16 protein-coding genes are annotated in these 16,926 nt (G+C 54.0%); 10 read left to right on the top strand and 6 right to left on the bottom strand.

Annotation, left to right across the window (positions count from 1 at the left end; genetic code table 11):
- Nucleotides 1–19: 19 nt before the first annotated feature.
- Entirely contained in the window at nt 20–319 is a 300-nt protein-coding gene (locus DS901_RS15725) for an ArsR/SmtB family transcription factor (RefSeq protein WP_113777846.1), read from the bottom strand.
- A 120-nt stretch (nt 320–439) separates the two neighbouring features.
- Nucleotides 440–949 (bottom strand): hypothetical protein, encoded by a 510-nt coding sequence (locus tag DS901_RS15720; RefSeq protein ID WP_113777845.1) that lies wholly within the window; start codon nt 947–949, stop codon nt 440–442.
- Between the two features lie 230 nt (nt 950–1,179).
- Between DS901_RS15720 and dnaE the strand changes: the two genes are divergently transcribed.
- On the top strand, nt 1,180–4,680 hold the full coding sequence (dnaE, locus tag DS901_RS15715; protein ID WP_113777844.1) for a DNA polymerase III subunit alpha: 3,501 nt from the start codon (nt 1,180–1,182) through the stop codon (nt 4,678–4,680).
- Here the strand turns inward: dnaE and DS901_RS15710 are convergent.
- The gene (locus DS901_RS15710; RefSeq protein WP_113777843.1) at nt 4,677–4,976 is read right to left on the bottom strand and encodes a hypothetical protein; all 300 of its coding nucleotides are present in this window, start codon (nt 4,974–4,976) and stop codon (nt 4,677–4,679) included. The two genes, dnaE and DS901_RS15710, sit on opposite strands and share 4 nt — an antisense overlap.
- A gap of 144 nt (nt 4,977–5,120) precedes the next feature.
- Here DS901_RS15710 and DS901_RS15705 point away from each other — a divergent pair, with 144 nt between their 5' ends.
- Entirely contained in the window at nt 5,121–6,227 is a 1,107-nt protein-coding gene (locus DS901_RS15705; protein WP_113777842.1) for a Hint domain-containing protein, read from the top strand.
- Between the two features lies 1 nt (nt 6,228).
- On the opposite strand, the gene DS901_RS15700 is transcribed toward DS901_RS15705, so the two are convergent.
- Nucleotides 6,229–6,432, bottom strand: coding sequence for a SlyX family protein (locus DS901_RS15700; protein WP_113777841.1), 204 nt, complete (start codon nt 6,430–6,432; stop codon nt 6,229–6,231).
- A 164-nt stretch (nt 6,433–6,596) separates the two neighbouring features.
- On the opposite strand from DS901_RS15700, the gene hisS reads away from it, so the two are divergent.
- From hisS to DS901_RS15680, 4 genes are read left to right on the top strand one after another with little or no spacing between them, the layout of a single operon-like run.
- The gene (hisS, locus tag DS901_RS15695; RefSeq protein WP_113777840.1) at nt 6,597–8,075 is read left to right on the top strand and encodes a histidine--tRNA ligase; all 1,479 of its coding nucleotides are present in this window, start codon (nt 6,597–6,599) and stop codon (nt 8,073–8,075) included.
- Nucleotides 8,075–9,148 (top strand): ATP phosphoribosyltransferase regulatory subunit, encoded by a 1,074-nt coding sequence (locus DS901_RS15690; protein WP_113777839.1) that lies wholly within the window; start codon nt 8,075–8,077, stop codon nt 9,146–9,148. The genes hisS and DS901_RS15690 overlap by 1 nt, the downstream gene beginning before the upstream one ends.
- Nucleotides 9,145–9,837, top strand: a complete 693-nt coding sequence (hisG, locus tag DS901_RS15685) for an ATP phosphoribosyltransferase (protein ID WP_113777838.1) — start codon at nt 9,145–9,147, stop codon at nt 9,835–9,837. The genes DS901_RS15690 and hisG overlap by 4 nt, the downstream gene beginning before the upstream one ends.
- The gene (locus DS901_RS15680) at nt 9,834–10,373 is read left to right on the top strand and encodes a hypothetical protein (RefSeq protein WP_113777837.1); all 540 of its coding nucleotides are present in this window, start codon (nt 9,834–9,836) and stop codon (nt 10,371–10,373) included. The genes hisG and DS901_RS15680 overlap by 4 nt, the downstream gene beginning before the upstream one ends.
- 8 nt (nt 10,374–10,381) lie before the next feature.
- Here the strand turns inward: DS901_RS15680 and DS901_RS15675 are convergent, their stop codons facing one another.
- Complete coding sequence (locus tag DS901_RS15675; RefSeq protein WP_113777836.1) at nt 10,382–10,813, bottom strand: DUF1489 family protein; 432 nt, start codon at nt 10,811–10,813, stop codon at nt 10,382–10,384.
- A gap of 147 nt (nt 10,814–10,960) precedes the next feature.
- On the opposite strand from DS901_RS15675, the gene DS901_RS15670 reads away from it, so the two are divergent.
- Nucleotides 10,961–13,243 carry an adenosylcobalamin-dependent ribonucleoside-diphosphate reductase gene (locus DS901_RS15670; RefSeq protein WP_113777835.1) on the top strand — a complete coding sequence of 761 codons (2,283 nt, stop codon included), beginning with the start codon at nt 10,961–10,963 and terminating at the stop codon, nt 13,241–13,243.
- 361 nt (nt 13,244–13,604) lie between these two features.
- On the opposite strand, the gene DS901_RS15665 is transcribed toward DS901_RS15670, so the two are convergent.
- Nucleotides 13,605–14,213, bottom strand: a complete 609-nt coding sequence (locus tag DS901_RS15665) for a TetR/AcrR family transcriptional regulator (protein ID WP_181820893.1) — start codon at nt 14,211–14,213, stop codon at nt 13,605–13,607.
- 93 nt (nt 14,214–14,306) lie between these two features.
- Here DS901_RS15665 and DS901_RS15660 point away from each other — a divergent pair, with 93 nt between their 5' ends.
- The 3 genes from DS901_RS15660 (at nt 14,307) to DS901_RS15650 (ending at nt 16,397) form a co-directional block, all read left to right on the top strand.
- Nucleotides 14,307–14,591 (top strand): DUF3817 domain-containing protein, encoded by a 285-nt coding sequence (locus tag DS901_RS15660; RefSeq protein WP_113777833.1) that lies wholly within the window; start codon nt 14,307–14,309, stop codon nt 14,589–14,591.
- On the top strand, nt 14,591–14,986 hold the full coding sequence (locus DS901_RS15655; protein WP_113777832.1) for a CopD family protein: 396 nt from the start codon (nt 14,591–14,593) through the stop codon (nt 14,984–14,986). The genes DS901_RS15660 and DS901_RS15655 overlap by 1 nt, the downstream gene beginning before the upstream one ends.
- Before the next feature lie 430 nt (nt 14,987–15,416).
- Nucleotides 15,417–16,397, top strand: a complete 981-nt coding sequence (locus tag DS901_RS15650; RefSeq protein ID WP_113777831.1) for an alpha/beta hydrolase family protein — start codon at nt 15,417–15,419, stop codon at nt 16,395–16,397.
- Nucleotides 16,398–16,926 lie beyond the last annotated feature (529 nt).

Raw genomic sequence — 16,926 nt, 5'->3', positions numbered from 1 at the left:
TGTTGCCGCATGAGGCGGGCTAAAGTGGTGCTGCTTCGGGCCTATGTTCCCATAGGTGGCGCTGCCACGCAAGCCAACCTTGGGCTTCGATCAGAGGTTCATAGGCGAGGTGGCAGGTCCGCACGCGGCCCTTCTTGATCGATCGCACAATCCCCGCTTTTTCGAGCACGCCCAGATGGCGCATGAATGTTGGTAAAGCCATATCGTGTGGGGCGTGCAATTCACTGACACTCGCCGGGCCACTGGCCAACCGCTCAATCACCGCCCGACGAGTCGGATCGGACATGGCCGCGAAAAATGAATTGAGTTGCTCTGTCATCGGACTGTCATATTCGCGATTTCGGCAGGGGGCGTCAATGCAGGAGGTGGGGCGACCGTGGCGCTATGTCGCCCACCTAAAAGATTAGTCGTTAATCTTGCGGTCACGACGGGGCTCGCGTTATCTAGAGCCCCGCTGATTAAAAAAATTGCTACGAAATGATCCTAGCAATTTTTTAGCCGCGCCCGCGAGGTAAAGAAACTCCTCTTCAGTTATGATGCGCTCTTCCAACTTCTCAGCCAATTCTGCTGCTTGCTGTTGTTGTTTGGTGGGTAGGCCCGTGTCAAGAACCCAATGAAGAAGCTGCAACGCTTCATGTGCCCGACGCGCAGCAATAAGGAGATGGGCCATTGGGGCACGCAGCCGGGCGTCGTTTTGCCAGTTTTGGCCTTCAAACAGGTCTTGCGTCACGCGTTGCCCGGCACCGTAACAATTAAACCCCACACAACCAGAGAAGCCAAACTCTTCGCGTTCATCGTAGATAGAACACCTGCCGCAAGAATTCAGATTGGGGCAAGGCTCGCCTGATTTTTTGTCGATTGCAAAGCTTTCAGATTTCTCAAATTCAAACGCGATACAGCAAAGAGATGCGCAGTTTGCGCAATCAGGTCTTAGGTCTCTATTTGTCATGAAACGATCTTCCCGAGCGTAGGGAAATCACGCAGCACGGGAATGGCCACATTAAAATTGTCTACGCCTAGAGAAAATTTCCGTCCGAGATGAAGCTCAGCGAACAACACGAATAAATCACGACACTAGTGAAATGTCTAGCGATTATGGTAGGTGCGATGATGCCTACTCTGTCCGCTTAGCGGCCATTGCCACCTTGTACCCGCCCCGCCTTCAGATAGTTTGGGCGCATGACAACTGATCCTCGATTCATTCACCTGCGCGTTCATACGGAATATTCCCTTCTTGAGGGGGCGGTTCCGGTGAAAAAGCTGCCCGGCATGGCCGCGGCGATGGGAATGCCTGCCGTTGCGGTTACGGATCGCAACAATATGTTTTGCGCGCTCGAGTTTTCTGAGGGCGCGTCAAAGGCTGGCATCCAGCCGATTATCGGCTGTCAGGTTGATCTGCGGTATACCACGCCTGATCCCGGCAAACGCCCCGAAGACCCTGCGCCGATTGTGCTGCTTGCCCAGACTGAAGCGGGCTACATGAACCTTATGAAGCTCAATTCATGTGAATATTTGGATGCGGATGGGCAGTTGCCGCAGGTCACGCTGGATGATTTGACGCAGTATCACGACGGGCTGATTTGTCTGTCCGGTGGGCCTGATGGCCCCGTTGGCCGGTTGCTGCGCCAGGGGCAGCGCCCCAAGGCTGAGATTTTGATGGACCGTTTGGCCGCGATCTATCCGGACCGGCTTTATGTTGAGTTACAGCGTCATCCAATTGATGGCGGCTTGCCCGAGGCAGAGCGCCTTTCAGAGCGCGGTCATGTTGAAATGGCCTATGCCAAGAACCTGCCGTTGGTCGCGACCAATGATGTGTATTTCCCTAAGACGGATTTGTTTGAGGCCCATGACGCGCTTTTGTGTATTTCCGATGGGGCCTATGTGGATCAGCAAGAGCCGCGCCGCCGCCTGACCCCACAACACTATTTCAAATCGCCGCAAGAAATGGTGACGCTGTTTGCAGATCTGCCAGAGGCGATCGAAAATACCGTCGAGATCGCCAAACGTTGCGCGTTCAAGACCTATAAACGCGACCCGATCTTGCCGAAATTTGCGGATGATGAGGTCGCAGAATTGCGGCGTCAGGCCGAAGAGGGGCTGAAGGCGCGTCTCGCCATTATCCCGCATGCAGCAGAGGTTGCGGAATACGAAAAGCGGCTTGAATTTGAGCTGGGCATTATCGAAGGCATGGGGTTCCCCGGCTATTTCTTGATCGTTGCTGACTTTATCAAATGGTCCAAGGATAACGGTATTCCGGTTGGGCCGGGCCGGGGGTCTGGTGCGGGGTCTTTGGTGGCCTATGCGCTTCTGATCACCGATCTTGATCCGCTCCGGTATTCGTTGCTGTTTGAGCGGTTCTTGAACCCAGAACGTGTGTCCATGCCCGATTTTGATATCGACTTTTGCATGGATCGCCGCGAAGAAGTCATTCGGTATGTTCAAGAAAAGTATGGCCGTGATAAGGTCGGACAGATCATCACCTTTGGTGCACTTTTGTCCAAGGCCGCCGTGCGCGATGTGGGCCGGGTTTTGCAGATGTCCTATGGGCAGGTGGATCGCCTGTCCAAGATGATCCCAGTTGAGGGCGTTAAGCCCGTATCGATTGAAAAGGCGCTCGCGGACGAGCCGCGCCTGCGCGAAGAGGCGAAGAACGAAGAAGTCGTGGATCGGCTTTTGACATACGCCCAGCAGGTTGAAGGGCTGTTGCGCAACGCGTCAACCCACGCGGCGGGTGTTGTGATTGGGGACCGTCCGTTGGACGAATTGGTCCCGCTGTATCAAGACCCACGATCCGATATGCCAGCCACCCAGTTCAACATGAAATGGGTTGAACAAGCGGGATTGGTCAAATTCGACTTTTTGGGATTGAAAACCCTAACCGTCATTCAAAACGCGGTTGAGCTGGTCAAAAAGACTGGGCGCCCGTTGAATGTTGCCGCTGACGGGAAAGAGCTTTACCAGCCGCCCGCCGGGTTTGAATATGACATCGGGGCGATCCCGCTGGATGATGAGGCGTCATATAAGCTTTATGCCAGCGCGAAAACGGTCGCCGTGTTTCAGGTGGAATCCAGCGGCATGATGGATGCGCTTAAGCGCATGAAACCAACTTGTATCGAAGATATTGTTGCGTTGGTGGCGCTGTATCGTCCCGGCCCGATGGAAAACATCCCGACTTATTGCGAGGTCAAGAATGGCCAACGCGAGATTGAATCGGTGCATGAATCCATCGATCACCTGCTTGCGGAGACCCAAGGCATCATCGTTTACCAAGAACAGGTGATGCAAATCGCGCAGGTCATGGCGGGCTATAGCCTTGGCGGTGCGGATTTGTTGCGCCGTGCGATGGGTAAAAAGATCGCCGAGGAAATGGCCAAAGAACGCCCCAAATTCGAAAAAGGGGCGATGGAAAATGGCGTTGATAAGAAAAAGGCGTCAGAGGTTTTTGACCTTCTTGAGAAATTCGCGAACTACGGATTCAACAAATCACACGCGGCAGCCTATGCGGTGGTATCTTATCAAACGGCTTGGCTAAAGGCGAACCACCCGGTTGAATTTATGGCCGGGGTGATGAACTGTGATATTCACCTGACTGATAAATTGGGTGTTTATTTTCAAGAGGTTAAAAAAGGACTGGGGCTGGAATATACCCCGCCGTGTGTGAACCGATCACAAGCGACCTTTGATGTGCATGAGGGCAAATTGGTCTATGCGCTGGGCGCGTTGAAAAACGTGGGCGTTGAAGCGATGAAGCTGATCGTGGACGGGCGCGGTGATGCGGAATTTGTGAACTTGTTTGATTTTGCGCGCCGCGTTGATTTGAAACGTGTGGGTAAACGTCCGCTGGAAATGTTGGCGCGGGCAGGGGCGTTGGACGTGCTTGACCGCAACCGCCGCCGGGTCATGATGAGCCTTGATGCGCTATCGGGATATTCCGCCGCGATCCACGATCAAAAATCATCAAACCAAGTGTCGTTGTTTGGCGAAGCCGGTGATGATCTGCCCGAGCCGCGGCTTGCGGGCGGGGACGATTGGTTGCCAGCTGAGCGGTTAGCCGAAGAGTTTAAGGCAATTGGATTTTACCTGTCTGGCCACCCATTGGACGATTATATGGGCGCGCTGAAACGCAAACAGGTCCTAACCCTGGACGAGGTGACTGCCAAAGCCGAACGCGGGGCCTGCGTTGTCAAAATGGCGGGGACTGTGTCGGGTCGCCAAGAACGTAAATCCGCACGTGGCAACCGCTTTGCTTTCGCACAACTATCTGATCCAACAGGCCAATATGAGGTCACGCTGTTCTCAGATACGCTTGAGGCCGCGCGCGATTATCTGGAAACCGGCAGCCAAGTCGTTTTGTCCTGCGAAGCCACGATGGAAAGCGACCAGTTGAAATTGCTAGGGCGATCCGTAGCACCAATTGACAATGTGGTCGCCGATGCGGGTGGGGCGGCGCTACGCGTGTTTATCGATACGCCCGATGCGATTAAATCCGTGGCGACCATCCTTGCCAATGCCGCCAAAGACAATGTGCGCGCGGGACGTGGTCCGGTATTTTTCAATCTGATGCACCCAGATTTACCGGGCGAGGTTGAATTGGATCTTGGCGACGAATTTCCCGTAAACCCGCAAATCAAAGGCGCGTTGCGTAGCCTCGACGGGGTGATCGAAGTCGAGGATGCCTAAATTGCGAAAAACGGATCAAGCCGGGCAACGGCGCGCGTGTTTTTAATAATACAATAGTTGCGCTGCCCATCTTCGAATTCGGGGATCGCCTTGGTCAACCCGGCAAGCTCTTTAACAGCGAGTATCAAGGCGACACCCGTTTCGCCTTTAAATTCCGCTGTGTCCCTTTCAGTAAATGCGATCCCCATCACAATATCTGAGGCTGCAAACACCCTGTGTTCGAGCTCTGGGTCAAGCGCCGAAATTCGATCGGAAAGCCGCTTGGCGGTTTGTTCAGGTAGCGTCACGATTGCCATGATGAGGCCCTTTGTATGTGAGTGCACAGGCGCGCAAACCCCTATCCTTTTGTCTAGTTTACGGAAGTTTAGGGGTTTTCGCTTAGGCTGGGCAACCGATAGAAAAATTTCTTTGCTAGTGAAACAAGTTGAATAGGGCCTATCATGCCATTTTTGTTCGATTGGACAACGTTTTCTAGTCCGAACGGTACCACCACAATCAACGATGGTGCAAATAGCACGACGTTTACGTCCACGAATGTTGCAACTTCTGGGACGTCTGGATCAAGCTACAGCAATGGCTTTGGTGGGTATATTCAATCTAGCCAAATTCCGGCGGGCGAACTGAACGGTGTGCGATTAGATTTTACTGATCGGGCCGTTGATGACCTGAGTTTTGAAATCCTCGATCTAGACTCTGGCGATACTTGGGATGACCAAGTGATAATCTATGGGATCGACGCTGATGGAAATTTGGTCGCACCCACATTTTCGAATCTGAGTACGACCCACGATATTGTCAATCAGTATACCGTTGAGGCTAATGGCAATAACAGCACTGGTGTCGAAGGGCCGGGAGCAGCGGATTCTCTCACGGTCACATTTGATACGCCTGTTGTGCAGGTCTTTGTCCTGATGGGCGGAAGCTCTACCAGTGGGGTGAGTTCAGGGGTCATTGGCGTTGGCGACCTTTCCGGCGACGTCGTTTGCTTTGCACATGATACATTGATCGAAACTGACCGTGGACAGGTCGCGGTTCAGGATCTGAGGCCATCCGATCTCGTGCAGACGATGGACAATGGTTTTCAACCTATCCGCTGGGTCGGGTCGCGCACGGTCGCGGCGGTTGGAAAATTTGCTCCGATTCATATTTCCAAAGACGTATTGGGCAATTCGAGGGCGCTTATACTATCGCCGCAACACCGCGTTTTGGTGCAAGGATGGCAGGCTGAATTACTATTTGGGGAGCCCGAAGTTCTTGTGGCGGCAAAACATCTGGTAAATGATCGTTCAATCACGCGCCGCGAAGGTGGTGAGATTACATATTACCACATCATGTTTGATCAACATGAAGTCGTTTACGCCAGCGACGCGCCATGCGAGAGCTTTCATCCGGGGCATGTCGGTCTTGAGGGTATGGGCGCAGAGCAGCGCGCAGAAATCTTCACACTGTTTCCGGAACTAGAACATGACATCACGGGTTTTGGTCCGTTAGCGCGGATGACGATAAAATCGACCGAGGCTAGGGTAATGGTGCAGAAAACCGACTAATCTACCAATGCGGCGGGCGCTGGTCTGCGAGCGGGACAGTGCCGCCGCCGTCCAATTCACGCGATGCTTCGCGCTCCATCAACATCGCAAGACGCCGGCTCGCGAGCGCAAGCGCCGTTTCTTGCCGCGCGACGATGTCGGACAGGTCATCGACCGTGCGGGTCAGATGCGCAATTTGTTCTTCAAGATGTGTAATATCGGTCATTCTCACCGTCTAGCGCAATGTATCTTCCCTGCATAGATGGGCCAGCAGACCAACGCGTGAATTGACAGAAATATGAAGATATTGCGCGATTTTTGGCGATTGCATTGCTCCTAAGACTTTGGCGCGTTAAACGGCCTCAATGACCAGTGAAGGCAGAATCCGAAATGGCTAAAGTCAAGAAGCAACCCCGTCCTAAGGCGCAGACCCCAAAGGGTTTTCGCGATTATTTTGGTGCAGAGGTGGCGCAACGCACCGAGATGCTAACCAAGATTGCCGGAGTTTATCATCGTTACGGGTTTGACGCGCTAGAAACATCGGCTGTGGAAACGGTCGAGGCCTTGGGTAAATTTCTGCCTGATGTCGACCGCCCGAATGAAGGTGTGTTTGCGTGGGAAGAGGACAAAGACTGGCTGGCGCTGCGCTATGATTTGACCGCCCCATTGGCGCGCGTCGCGGCGCAATATCGCAATGATCTGCCTTTGCCTTACCGTCGCTATGCGATGGGCCCAGTATGGCGCAATGAGAAACCCGGTCCGGGTCGGTTCCGTCAGTTTTATCAATGTGATGCGGATACGGTTGGCGCGTCTAGCGTGGCTGCCGACGCCGAAATCTGCGCGATGCTGTCAGATACGCTAGAGGTCGTGGGCATTCCACGCGGCGACTATGTTGTGCGTGTCAATAACCGCAAGGTGTTGAATGGCGTGATGGATGTCACAGGCCTGTTGGGTGATGACAAAGAGGCCGAGCGCGGCATTGTACTGCGCGCGATTGATAAGTTAGACCGTCTTGGCGTTGACGGTGTGCGCGCGTTACTTGGCGAAGGGCGCAAAGATGCGTCCGGTGATTTCACCAAGGGCGCCGGGCTTGGCAATGAGCAGGCCGAGATCGTCATGGGCTTTATGGATGCTAAACGCGCCAACGGGCCTGCAACAGTTGCACGGTTGCGCGAATTGGTGTCCGGGTCTCAGGTTGGTGCCGATGGCGTGGCTGAGCTGGAAACGATGGCGGAACTGCTTGATGCGGGGGGCTATAATGCAGACCGGATTGAGATTGATCCATCGGTTGTCCGTGGCCTTGGCTATTACACCGGCCCTGTGTTTGAGGCTGAATTGACGTTCGAAGTGCTTGATGACAAAGGGCGGCCGCGCAACTTTGGCTCTGTTGCGGGGGGTGGGCGTTATGATGATCTGGTGAAGCGTTTCACGGGTCAAGAAGTCCCTGCAACGGGCGTATCTATCGGTGTGGACCGGCTGTTGGCGGCGCTGCATGCAAAAGGGCGGCTTGATAAAACGATGGACGGTCCGGTCGTTGTGACCGTGATGGATCGCGCGTGCATGGCTGATTATCAGGGCATGGTGGCGGAGCTGCGCAATGCGGGTATCCGGGCCGAGGTTTATCTGGGCAACCCAAAGAATTTCGGCAACCAGTTGAAATACGCCGATAAACGCAATTCACCCGCTGCGGTGATCGCGGGCGGCGATGAATTTGATGCGGGCATGGTGCAGATCAAAGACCTGATCCTTGGTGCTGAAATCGCCAAGAACGCAACCCTTGAAGAATGGAAAGACCGTCCAAGCCAATACGAAGTGCCGCGTGATCAATTAGTCGCCAAGCTGCGCGAAATTCTGGACGGGCAGGGCTGATGCCGAATTCTCCTCAAATCCTCGCAGAGGCGTACCGGCTACGCGATCTGTTTGTCGCCCACGGCGCGCAAGTGATCGAGGCCGATGTGCTGCAATCTGCGGAAACCTTGCTGGACCTTTACGGCGAAGACATTCGCGCGCGCGCCTATCTGACGTCTGATCCGCTGCGTGGCGAAATGGTGCTGCGCCCCGATTTCACCGTACCTGTCGTACAGATGCATATGCAAAGCCACGCGGATCCCGCACGCTATGCCTATGCGGGCAAGGTGTTTCGTAAGCAAGAAAACGACGAGACCCGTGCGAACGAATATATGCAGGTCGGCTACGAAGTCTTTGACGGCAAGAACCCCGTTGCCACGGACGCCGAAGTCTTTGCCATGATCGCGGAGGCGCTGACGGGGCTGCCCGTGCGTGCGGCCACGGGTGATATTGGTATTCTGACAGCTGCCGTGAACGGGTTGCGGACAAGTGACGCACGCAAGGCGGCATTGCTGCGTCACATCTGGCGGCCAGGGCGGTTTAAGTCACTGTTGAAACGCTATGCCGGCGGCAAGGTGCCCGCAACGCGCACAGCCCTGCTTGCGGCGGCGGATCCGTTTGCGGATGCCGGACCTGATATTGGGATGCGTCGTCGGTCCGAGGTGGAAGCCCGGATCGCAGCCTTGCGCGCCGATGCGCTCGAACCACCGATATCAACGGATGAGGTCATGTTGATCGATGCGATTTTGGATCTGCGTGAAACCACGCCAAATGTGCTGAGCCATCTGCGCGATATCGCAGTTGATATGCCTGCAATATCAAGTGCGGTCGCCCGGATGGAAGCCCGCACAGGTGCCTTGGACGCACGTGGTGTGGATGTCGATAACCTTGATTTTGAAGGCAGCTATGGACGTAGTTCGCTTGAATACTATGACGGGTTCGTCTTTGGATTTTACGCGACGCAGCGTCCTGATTTACCGCCTGTTGCGACTGGCGGGCGTTATGATGCGCTGACAGCCCGTTTGGGCGAGGGACGCGCTGTACCCGCCGTCGGCGGTGTGATCCGTCCTGACCTCGCGTTGGAGATCAAATGATGTTGAAACTGGGTGTGCCGTCAAAAGGGCGGCTGATGGAAAAGACATTTGACTGGTTCGGCAACCGTGGTGTGACCCTGCGAAAATCAGGGTCTGACCGTGAATACGCGGGCGAAGTGTCGGGCATTGAAGGCATCGAATTGGTGCTGCTTTCTGCTGGTGAAATCCCGCGCGAATTGGCAGCGGGCAATATCCACCTAGGGGTCACCGGATCAGATTTGGTCCGCGAAAAGCTGGCCAATTGGGATAGCCAAGTGGGTGAGCTGGCCTTGATGGGCTTTGGCGGAGCGGATTTGATTATCGCGGTGCCGCAGGCTTGGGTTGATGTTGATACGCTCGATGATTTGGATGCCGCTGCTGCCGCATTTCGTGCTAAACACGGGTTCCGACTGCGCATTGCAACAAAATACCACCGTTTGGTGCGTGAATTTTTGCGCGAACAGGGTGTCGCCGATTATCAATTGATTGATAGTCAAGGCGCGACCGAAGGCACTGTTAAAAATGAAACCGCCGAAGCGATTGCGGATATCACGTCGACCGGGGAAACATTGCGTGCGAATGGGCTGAAAATTCTTGATGATGGGTTGATTCACGCATCGCAAGCGACATTGTTTCGCGGGCGTCGCATGGATTGGACAGATGAACAGCGCAAGACGCTCAAGACGTTACAAAAGGTTCTGGGCATATGAGATGGGTGATCGCTGCATTGGCCATGTTGCCGACGCAGACGGTCGCTGATACCCAATATTGGAACTACGGCGATTGGTCAGTTCGTGTTGAAACTGTTGATACCGGCGAGGATTTGCGGGTGTTTTGCGCCGCATCGACGGGCGGCGATGGTCTGCCTGCGCTACGGATTGAAGTGTCAAACGGTGATGCATTGCCGCCCCATTACTACCCTGCACCTGTGCTGCATGAATTTGCCCCGCGCGGGCACACAACGATGATGCAGGACGGGCAACGGGTGTTGTTCGAATTTGATCTTGATACCGTCAGTGAAGGGTTCGTACAGGCGGGTTTGGATGAGGACGGGATCATGCAGGCCCGGGCATCTGTGCATGGGGGCGATAATTTATGGTTGCTGCAAAACATGCGTCATGCTGAAATGCTCTGGATCAAGCTGGATGATGAGGTCGTTTATGGCGCGTCACTGGCGGGGTTCACCGCATCCTATGGCAAAATCGCCGAACAATGCGGATTTTCGACGATCGGCGTGATTGACTAACTATTGACCTAGCGCACCCCAATATCGGCCAATGCCTTAGATAGCTCTGGTGGCAGCGCCGTTTCGGCCTGTTGGCTTTCGGTCAGGTCGTCGGGTGCCTCATCTGCCGCTAAATAGCGCCAACCTTGAAATGCGCGGCGCGGTGTTGCTGCGACGCGGATCAGTCCCGGTTTGCTGACGATGGCACAGCGCCTGATACCATCTTCGCCGATGACTTCATCAAGGCGCATAATCGGTTGGCGGCATTGGATCACTCCTTTGATGACCCAATAGATAGAGCCACCGTTCAATATCTCATCGGCGCGCTTTGGCCACATGCGGGTGATGTGGCGCGGAGAGCCGTCTGCGGCCTGTGCATGCCGTGTGTTTTGCCAAGCCTCTAGCCCCGCGACATCTTCTGTCCCGACCGAAAGCTTTACTATATTTACCCATTTTTTCAAAGGTCACGCCTAGATATTGTGGTATTGTCACTTTATAGGCCGTCTTCTGGGATTCTGAAAGACGGTTTGTGACTTTGCTTTTGGCCTTCCCTTACCTATGCTTTATGCCCTACCTGACCTCTCTCAGAATCAATCAAGGATCATCCCATGACCGCCTTTGCCGCACCGATTGCCGAACAAATCTGGGATATGAAGTACCGGTTTAAGCAAGCTGATGGCACGCCAATTGATAAAACGGTCGAAGATAGCTGGCGCAGGATAGCAAAGGCCTTGGCCGTGGTTGAAAAAGATCAAAGTGTTTGGGAAGATAAATTCTATGATGCACTGGCCGGTTTTAAATATCTTCCTGCTGGCCGCATAACTGCGGGTGCTGGAACGGCGCGCTCTGTCACCTTGTTTAACTGTTTTGTCATGGGGACGGTGCCTGATGATATGGGCGGCATTTTCGATATGCTTAAAGAAGCCGCGCTGACCATGCAGCAGGGCGGGGGCATCGGGTACGATTTTAGCACGGTGCGCCCAAAAGGGGCGGGTGTGAAGGGTGTCGCAGCCGATGCATCTGGCCCGCTGTCGTTCATGGACGTGTGGGACGCGATGTGTCGCACGATCATGTCGGCAGGGTCGCGCCGTGGTGCGATGATGGCCACAATGCGGTGTGATCACCCTGATATCGCCGATTTTATCACCGCGAAATCGGATGCGGCCCGCTTGCGCATGTTTAATATGTCGGTGCTGATCACCGATCCGTTTATGGCGGCGGTTAAGGCTGATGGCCCTTGGGATTTGGTGTTCGGCGGTCAAACCTACCGCACCGTACAGGCGCGCGAATTGTGGGATGCGATTATGCAATCGACCTATAATTACGCCGAGCCCGGTGTGATTTTTATCGATCGTATCAACCAGATGAATAACCTGAATTACTGCGAAACGATTGCGGCGACCAACCCGTGCGGAGAGCAGCCATTGCCCCCTTATGGGGCCTGCCTGCTTGGCTCTATCAATATGGCACGGTTGGTGAGCGAGCCGTTTGATGATGCCGCCGCCCTTGATGTCGACGTGATGACCGATCTGGTCGCCACTGCGGTGCGGATGATGGATAATGTCGTTGATACCTCGCGGTTCCCGCTCGAGGCTCAAGCCCAAGAAGCCGCTGCCAAGCGTCGCATTGGGCTGGGTGTTACCGGGCTCGCTGATGCGCTGTTGATGGTTGGTTTGCGCTATGGCTCAGAAGACGCGGCGCGTCAGACGGATCAATGGATGAAAGCGATTGCGCGCGCCGCATATTTGGCGTCAGTTGATTTGGCTAGGGAAAAAGGTGCGTTTCCCTTGTTCGATGCCGATAAGTATCTAGCTAGTGGCACAATGCAGGATATGGATACGGATGTTAGGGACGCTATTCGTCGACATGGCATACGAAATGCGCTTTTGACTTCTATCGCGCCTACTGGCACGATCAGCCTTTATGCCGGCAATGTATCATCTGGAATTGAACCGGTTTTCGCCTATGCGTATACCCGTAAGGTTTTGCAAAAAGACGGATCACGCACAGAAGAAGAAGTTGTGGATTATGCCGTGCAAATGTGGCGCGACCTTAAAGGTGACGTGCCGCTGCCTGACCATTTTGTGAACGCCCAAACACTGGCACCGCTGGACCACGTCCGCATGCAGGCGGCCGCGCAAAAGTGGATCGACAGCTCTATCTCCAAGACGATCAACTGCCCCGAAGACATCAGCTTTGATGATTTCAAAGAAGTGTATATGGCTGCTTGGGACCAAGGCTGCAAAGGCTGCACAACCTACCGGCCCAACGACGTGACAGGGTCAGTATTGTCCGTGTCCGAAGAGGCAACCCCAGCCGAACGCCCTGATCAAATGCGCGATAGCGAAGACGGTTCCGAAGTGATCTATATGTCCGAGCCGCTTGACCGCCCCAATGAACTGGAAGGCGCGACCTATAAAATAAAATGGCCCGAGTCAGAGCACGCGATTTACATCACCATCAACGATCTGGTGATCGCCGGACATCGCCGCCCATTCGAAGTATTCATCAATTCCAAAAATATGGAACATTTTGCATGGACAGTCGCGCTTACCCGGATGATTAGCGCGGTGTTCCGGCGTGGCGGAGATGTGTCGTTTGTCGTTGAAGAGCTAAAGGCGGTGTTCGATCCACGTGGCGGCGCGTGGATGCAAGGCAAATACGTGCCATCGATCTTAGCGGCCATTGGTGGGGTCATCGAAAAACACATGGTCGCAATAGGTTTCCTCGCTGGGGAGGGAATGGGGCTCAAAAGCGACCCGCAGGCGGATGTCGTCGCGATCAACGGTAAACCACGCGGCAAAGCTTGCCCATCCTGCGGCGCCTACGATTTGCGTATGATCGAAGGCTGCATGACCTGTGGGTCCTGCGGGCACTCTAAATGTGGTTAACTAAGGCTGGACCTGTTGTGGGTGCACCTAAAGTTTTGCCATTTTGCCCCCTAATTCTGCCATTCTATGCCCATAAATTTGCCATCACGTGAATTGTCACATGGCATGATCAAAATACCAAAAGGGTTATTTTGGCGGATAACTTGCTTAGGCGGCATTAGAAACTCTCTAAGGCCGTTTTCTTTTCCTAGAGCTACTATGGCTGCGCTGTTCAATTCCAAATGCTGACAAGTGTTTACACCAAGGGCGGGAAGGAGACCTTCGCTGCAAGTGCGCGATTATTGGTTTTCATAGTGCAAAGCCGACATTCCCCCCCTGCCTGCGCGGTAGTTCTTGCCGCGACATGCGCCAAATGCGCCCTTTAATGCCGAACCGGAAACCCCTGCGCCAACGCCGCAGCGAACCCATGGAAGAGCGCATCAATTTCTGTGTCTGGACGCCCCGCCACTATCGCGCCGAAGAAATTCACCGAAAAAGACACATGCATAACCCCAGCGAACAACAAGTCGATATTAATATCTGGTGAAACTTTGCCGTTATCCTGTAACCGTCTTACACGGATGCGAAAATTTTCATCCGCGAGACCATCTGAATGCACGCGCCCCTTTTCTCGAAACTCGACATCGATGGCGGCGCGACTGACGATCAGCCGCACGATGTCCTCGTCCTTCAGATCGTCGCGTAGCTTTTCGTGCAGGTATCTGTATATCTCGTCTTCCAACGTATCCTGCGGTGGATAGGATAACTTCCCCTCTCGGCGGCTCGCAACAAACTGTTCTGTCAACGCAGTCAGCAACCCCTCTTTGCCCCCGAAATACCGGCTGATCAGCGATAGGTTCGCTTCGGCCACCTCCGCAATCTCGCGCAGCCCGGCTGCATCGTATCCGCGCCGGGCAAACACGGCGCGGGCCGCGTTGAGAATGCGGGCCTCGGTCGCGGCGCGATCTTTTACGATGCCGGCTTTTTTCACTGCTATCACCTCCGTGTGAACAACTGTTTACACGCGCCGGACCTCACCGTAAAGTAAACATATGTTTACACACAGAGATTCGGAGAATCCTTCATGATTGGCCTCATGCGTGCCGCTATTTTCGAGGCTCTGACGCTCCTCACTTTGTTTTGCGTGGCGATGCCATTGAAATACTTTGCAGGTTTGCCGCAACTCGTTTCTGTCATGGGTCCGATCCATGGGTTGGCCTTCGTGATTTTCCTCTGGTTCGTGATCCGATCCTGGGCAGAAGGCCTGATCGGCTGGACAGGTGCCGCGCGCCTTTTTGTCGGTGCGATGATCCCGTTCGGCGGCTTTGTGAATGAGCGCTGGTTGCGCCGAAAAATGGAACAAAAGTAATGCTCTACGACCTCACCAAAGCCGCACATCTGATTGCACTCTTCATTTGGGTCGGTGGGATGGCCGCAGTTGCCCTCGCACTGCGATATCCAGCCTTGATCCATATGAAGTCGTTGAAAGCCTATGACAGGGCGGTGTCGTCTCCTGCGATGATCATCGCTCTGCTTTTAGGCATATCGCTGGGGGTTCAGGGCGGCTGGTTTACATCAGCATGGTTGGGGATGAAGATTGTGCTCGTGCTTGGCTTCTCGGGGTTGCATGGTGCTCTGGTCGGTAAACTACGCCGAGCGGTTCAGGACAACGCGAGTGACGCAAAGCCCAACGGAAAGGCGTTTCTGTTTGTCGGGCTGGCCCTTTTGACGTTGATCGTCCTTCTCGTGACGATCAAACCATGACTATTGCATCGCGTTGCTTGATTGGGGCTAAGCCCTCTTTTTCGGAAGAGAAAAAGAGCAGACATTCAAATGAGGAAACGCAACGACAGCAAAGTCCGCACAGCCGGCGCTCGCCTTCCAGTTTGGCGTCGATTTGGTATGCAAATGCCGACAAACTCGGAAAAGAGCCCACTTTTGCCGAAATACTGCACCGCCGCGAATGTCTGCTGTCGTTGGCTTGTCAAAAACGTTCCAGAACTGCCTTGGTTTTGAAAGGGGTTTTCGACGGCTCAAAATGAGGTGGTTTTTGCATGTTCCAAAAACGAGTGTTTTTTGGTGCATTCCAAATATCTTGTATGGAGAGCATTGCCCCCACTTCTAGGCGCTATCATACTTCATAAGTGAATCACTTCTTCCAGTTTGGGACTGTGAAAAACCTAGGAGCCGGCCCATGAAATCCGCCATCTTCTTTTCCTTTTTTATCGCCTGTGCAACGCCGTCTTTTGCAGAACAATCACTTGGTGTGACATCAATTGCTGTGACAGATGAAGCTCAAACTCGTCCATTGAATTTATCACTCTGGTATCCAGGGAGCGGCGGCACGCAAGAGGATGTGGGTGCTAATGCTGTTTTCACGGGCGTTATTGCAGGCCGCGATGCAATGGTGACTGAAGATCGCCTTCCTGTGGTGTTTGTTTCGCACGGCGGATTGCGATCCGCCGAAGACTCAGGTGCATGGCTGACTGCCGGGCTTGCACGTGCGGGATATCTTGCCGTTGAGGTCAACTCGCCACGGCCAACTAATGCTGCTACTGCCGTTGATGAAATATGGCACCGCCCCAATGATGTCAGTCGCTCAATTGATGCAATTCTGAGAGACCCTGTTTGGTCTGAACGCATTGATAAAGATCGCATTTTCGTAGTGGGATTTGCACTTGGTGGCACGGCAGCACTGGGACTTTCCGGAGGCAACTTCGATTTACAATCCTATAATCTGTCTTGCGACGAGCCTGCCCAAGGACCGGACTGTGCTTGGTATCAATCCCAAGATGTTGCTTTGAGTGACGTTGATCAGATTGAGTTGGCTAAACCCCGGCGAGACACCCGCATTTCCTCGGTCGTAGCGATTTCTCCTGAATACTCTGCTGTGTTTTCTGGCGGGCAATCCTCCGTAGAAGCGCCGACGCTGGTGGTTGCTCTTGGCCACGATAATGCGCTGCCATCCGTTACACCGACAGCTCTCCTCACCCAAGCGCCGTTCACTGATGCGAGTGTATTTGACGGATTTCAGACTTGCACTCCGGCTGGTCCAGAAATTCTTACTGATGATGGTGGCGACCCTGCACTTTGCGGAGCGTCTACCGAAGCAAGACAGCAAGCACATGATGCAATGTTGAACAAAATTACGGGCTTCTTTGAAGGGGTTCAATAAGTGCTCATGTGGCACGTGCAGTGGCCCGCAAAGTCCGCGTTGCTGTCATTCGGTTAACCCAAAATGCTGCGGTGCGCATGAAGGTCCGCTCTGGGGAATTGCGGCGAGGCGTCGAGAGCCTTCACCAACGGCGGATTCGGGCCGTTCTTACCTACATCTCGAACCTTAACTGAGCCCCACCGTATCGGTTGCAAACCGCGTATAGGCTTTAATCCGCGGCATAAAATCTGAGATGGATTTTGAGTACATAATGGCGGGTTCCAGTCTTGCCCGGAATAGGTTTCACTTCATTTAGGACAGCCGGAATAAGCTGGTTCTAAATCAAACACTTACTTTACTGAACAAGCAGCAGTTCTTCACCCGCTCGATCAGAAAACAGGACCTATCAATTTGCTCCGTGTGCTGGATCGAAGATTTGGAAAAAGGCGCGCAACAGGTCGATGGCTGTGTTCAGCGGTGGTAATGACCCCGCGATCAGATCCCCTTACTGCAAAGAAGTGGAGATGCCGCTGGGGAGGTCCGTGAAGAC

It is taken from the genome of Loktanella sp. D2R18 (assembly GCF_003318235.1).
Classification (GTDB): domain Bacteria; phylum Pseudomonadota; class Alphaproteobacteria; order Rhodobacterales; family Rhodobacteraceae; genus Yoonia.
The sequence above is the reverse complement of the archived record's forward strand: the minus strand, read 5'-3'. Positions and strand labels throughout refer to the sequence as shown.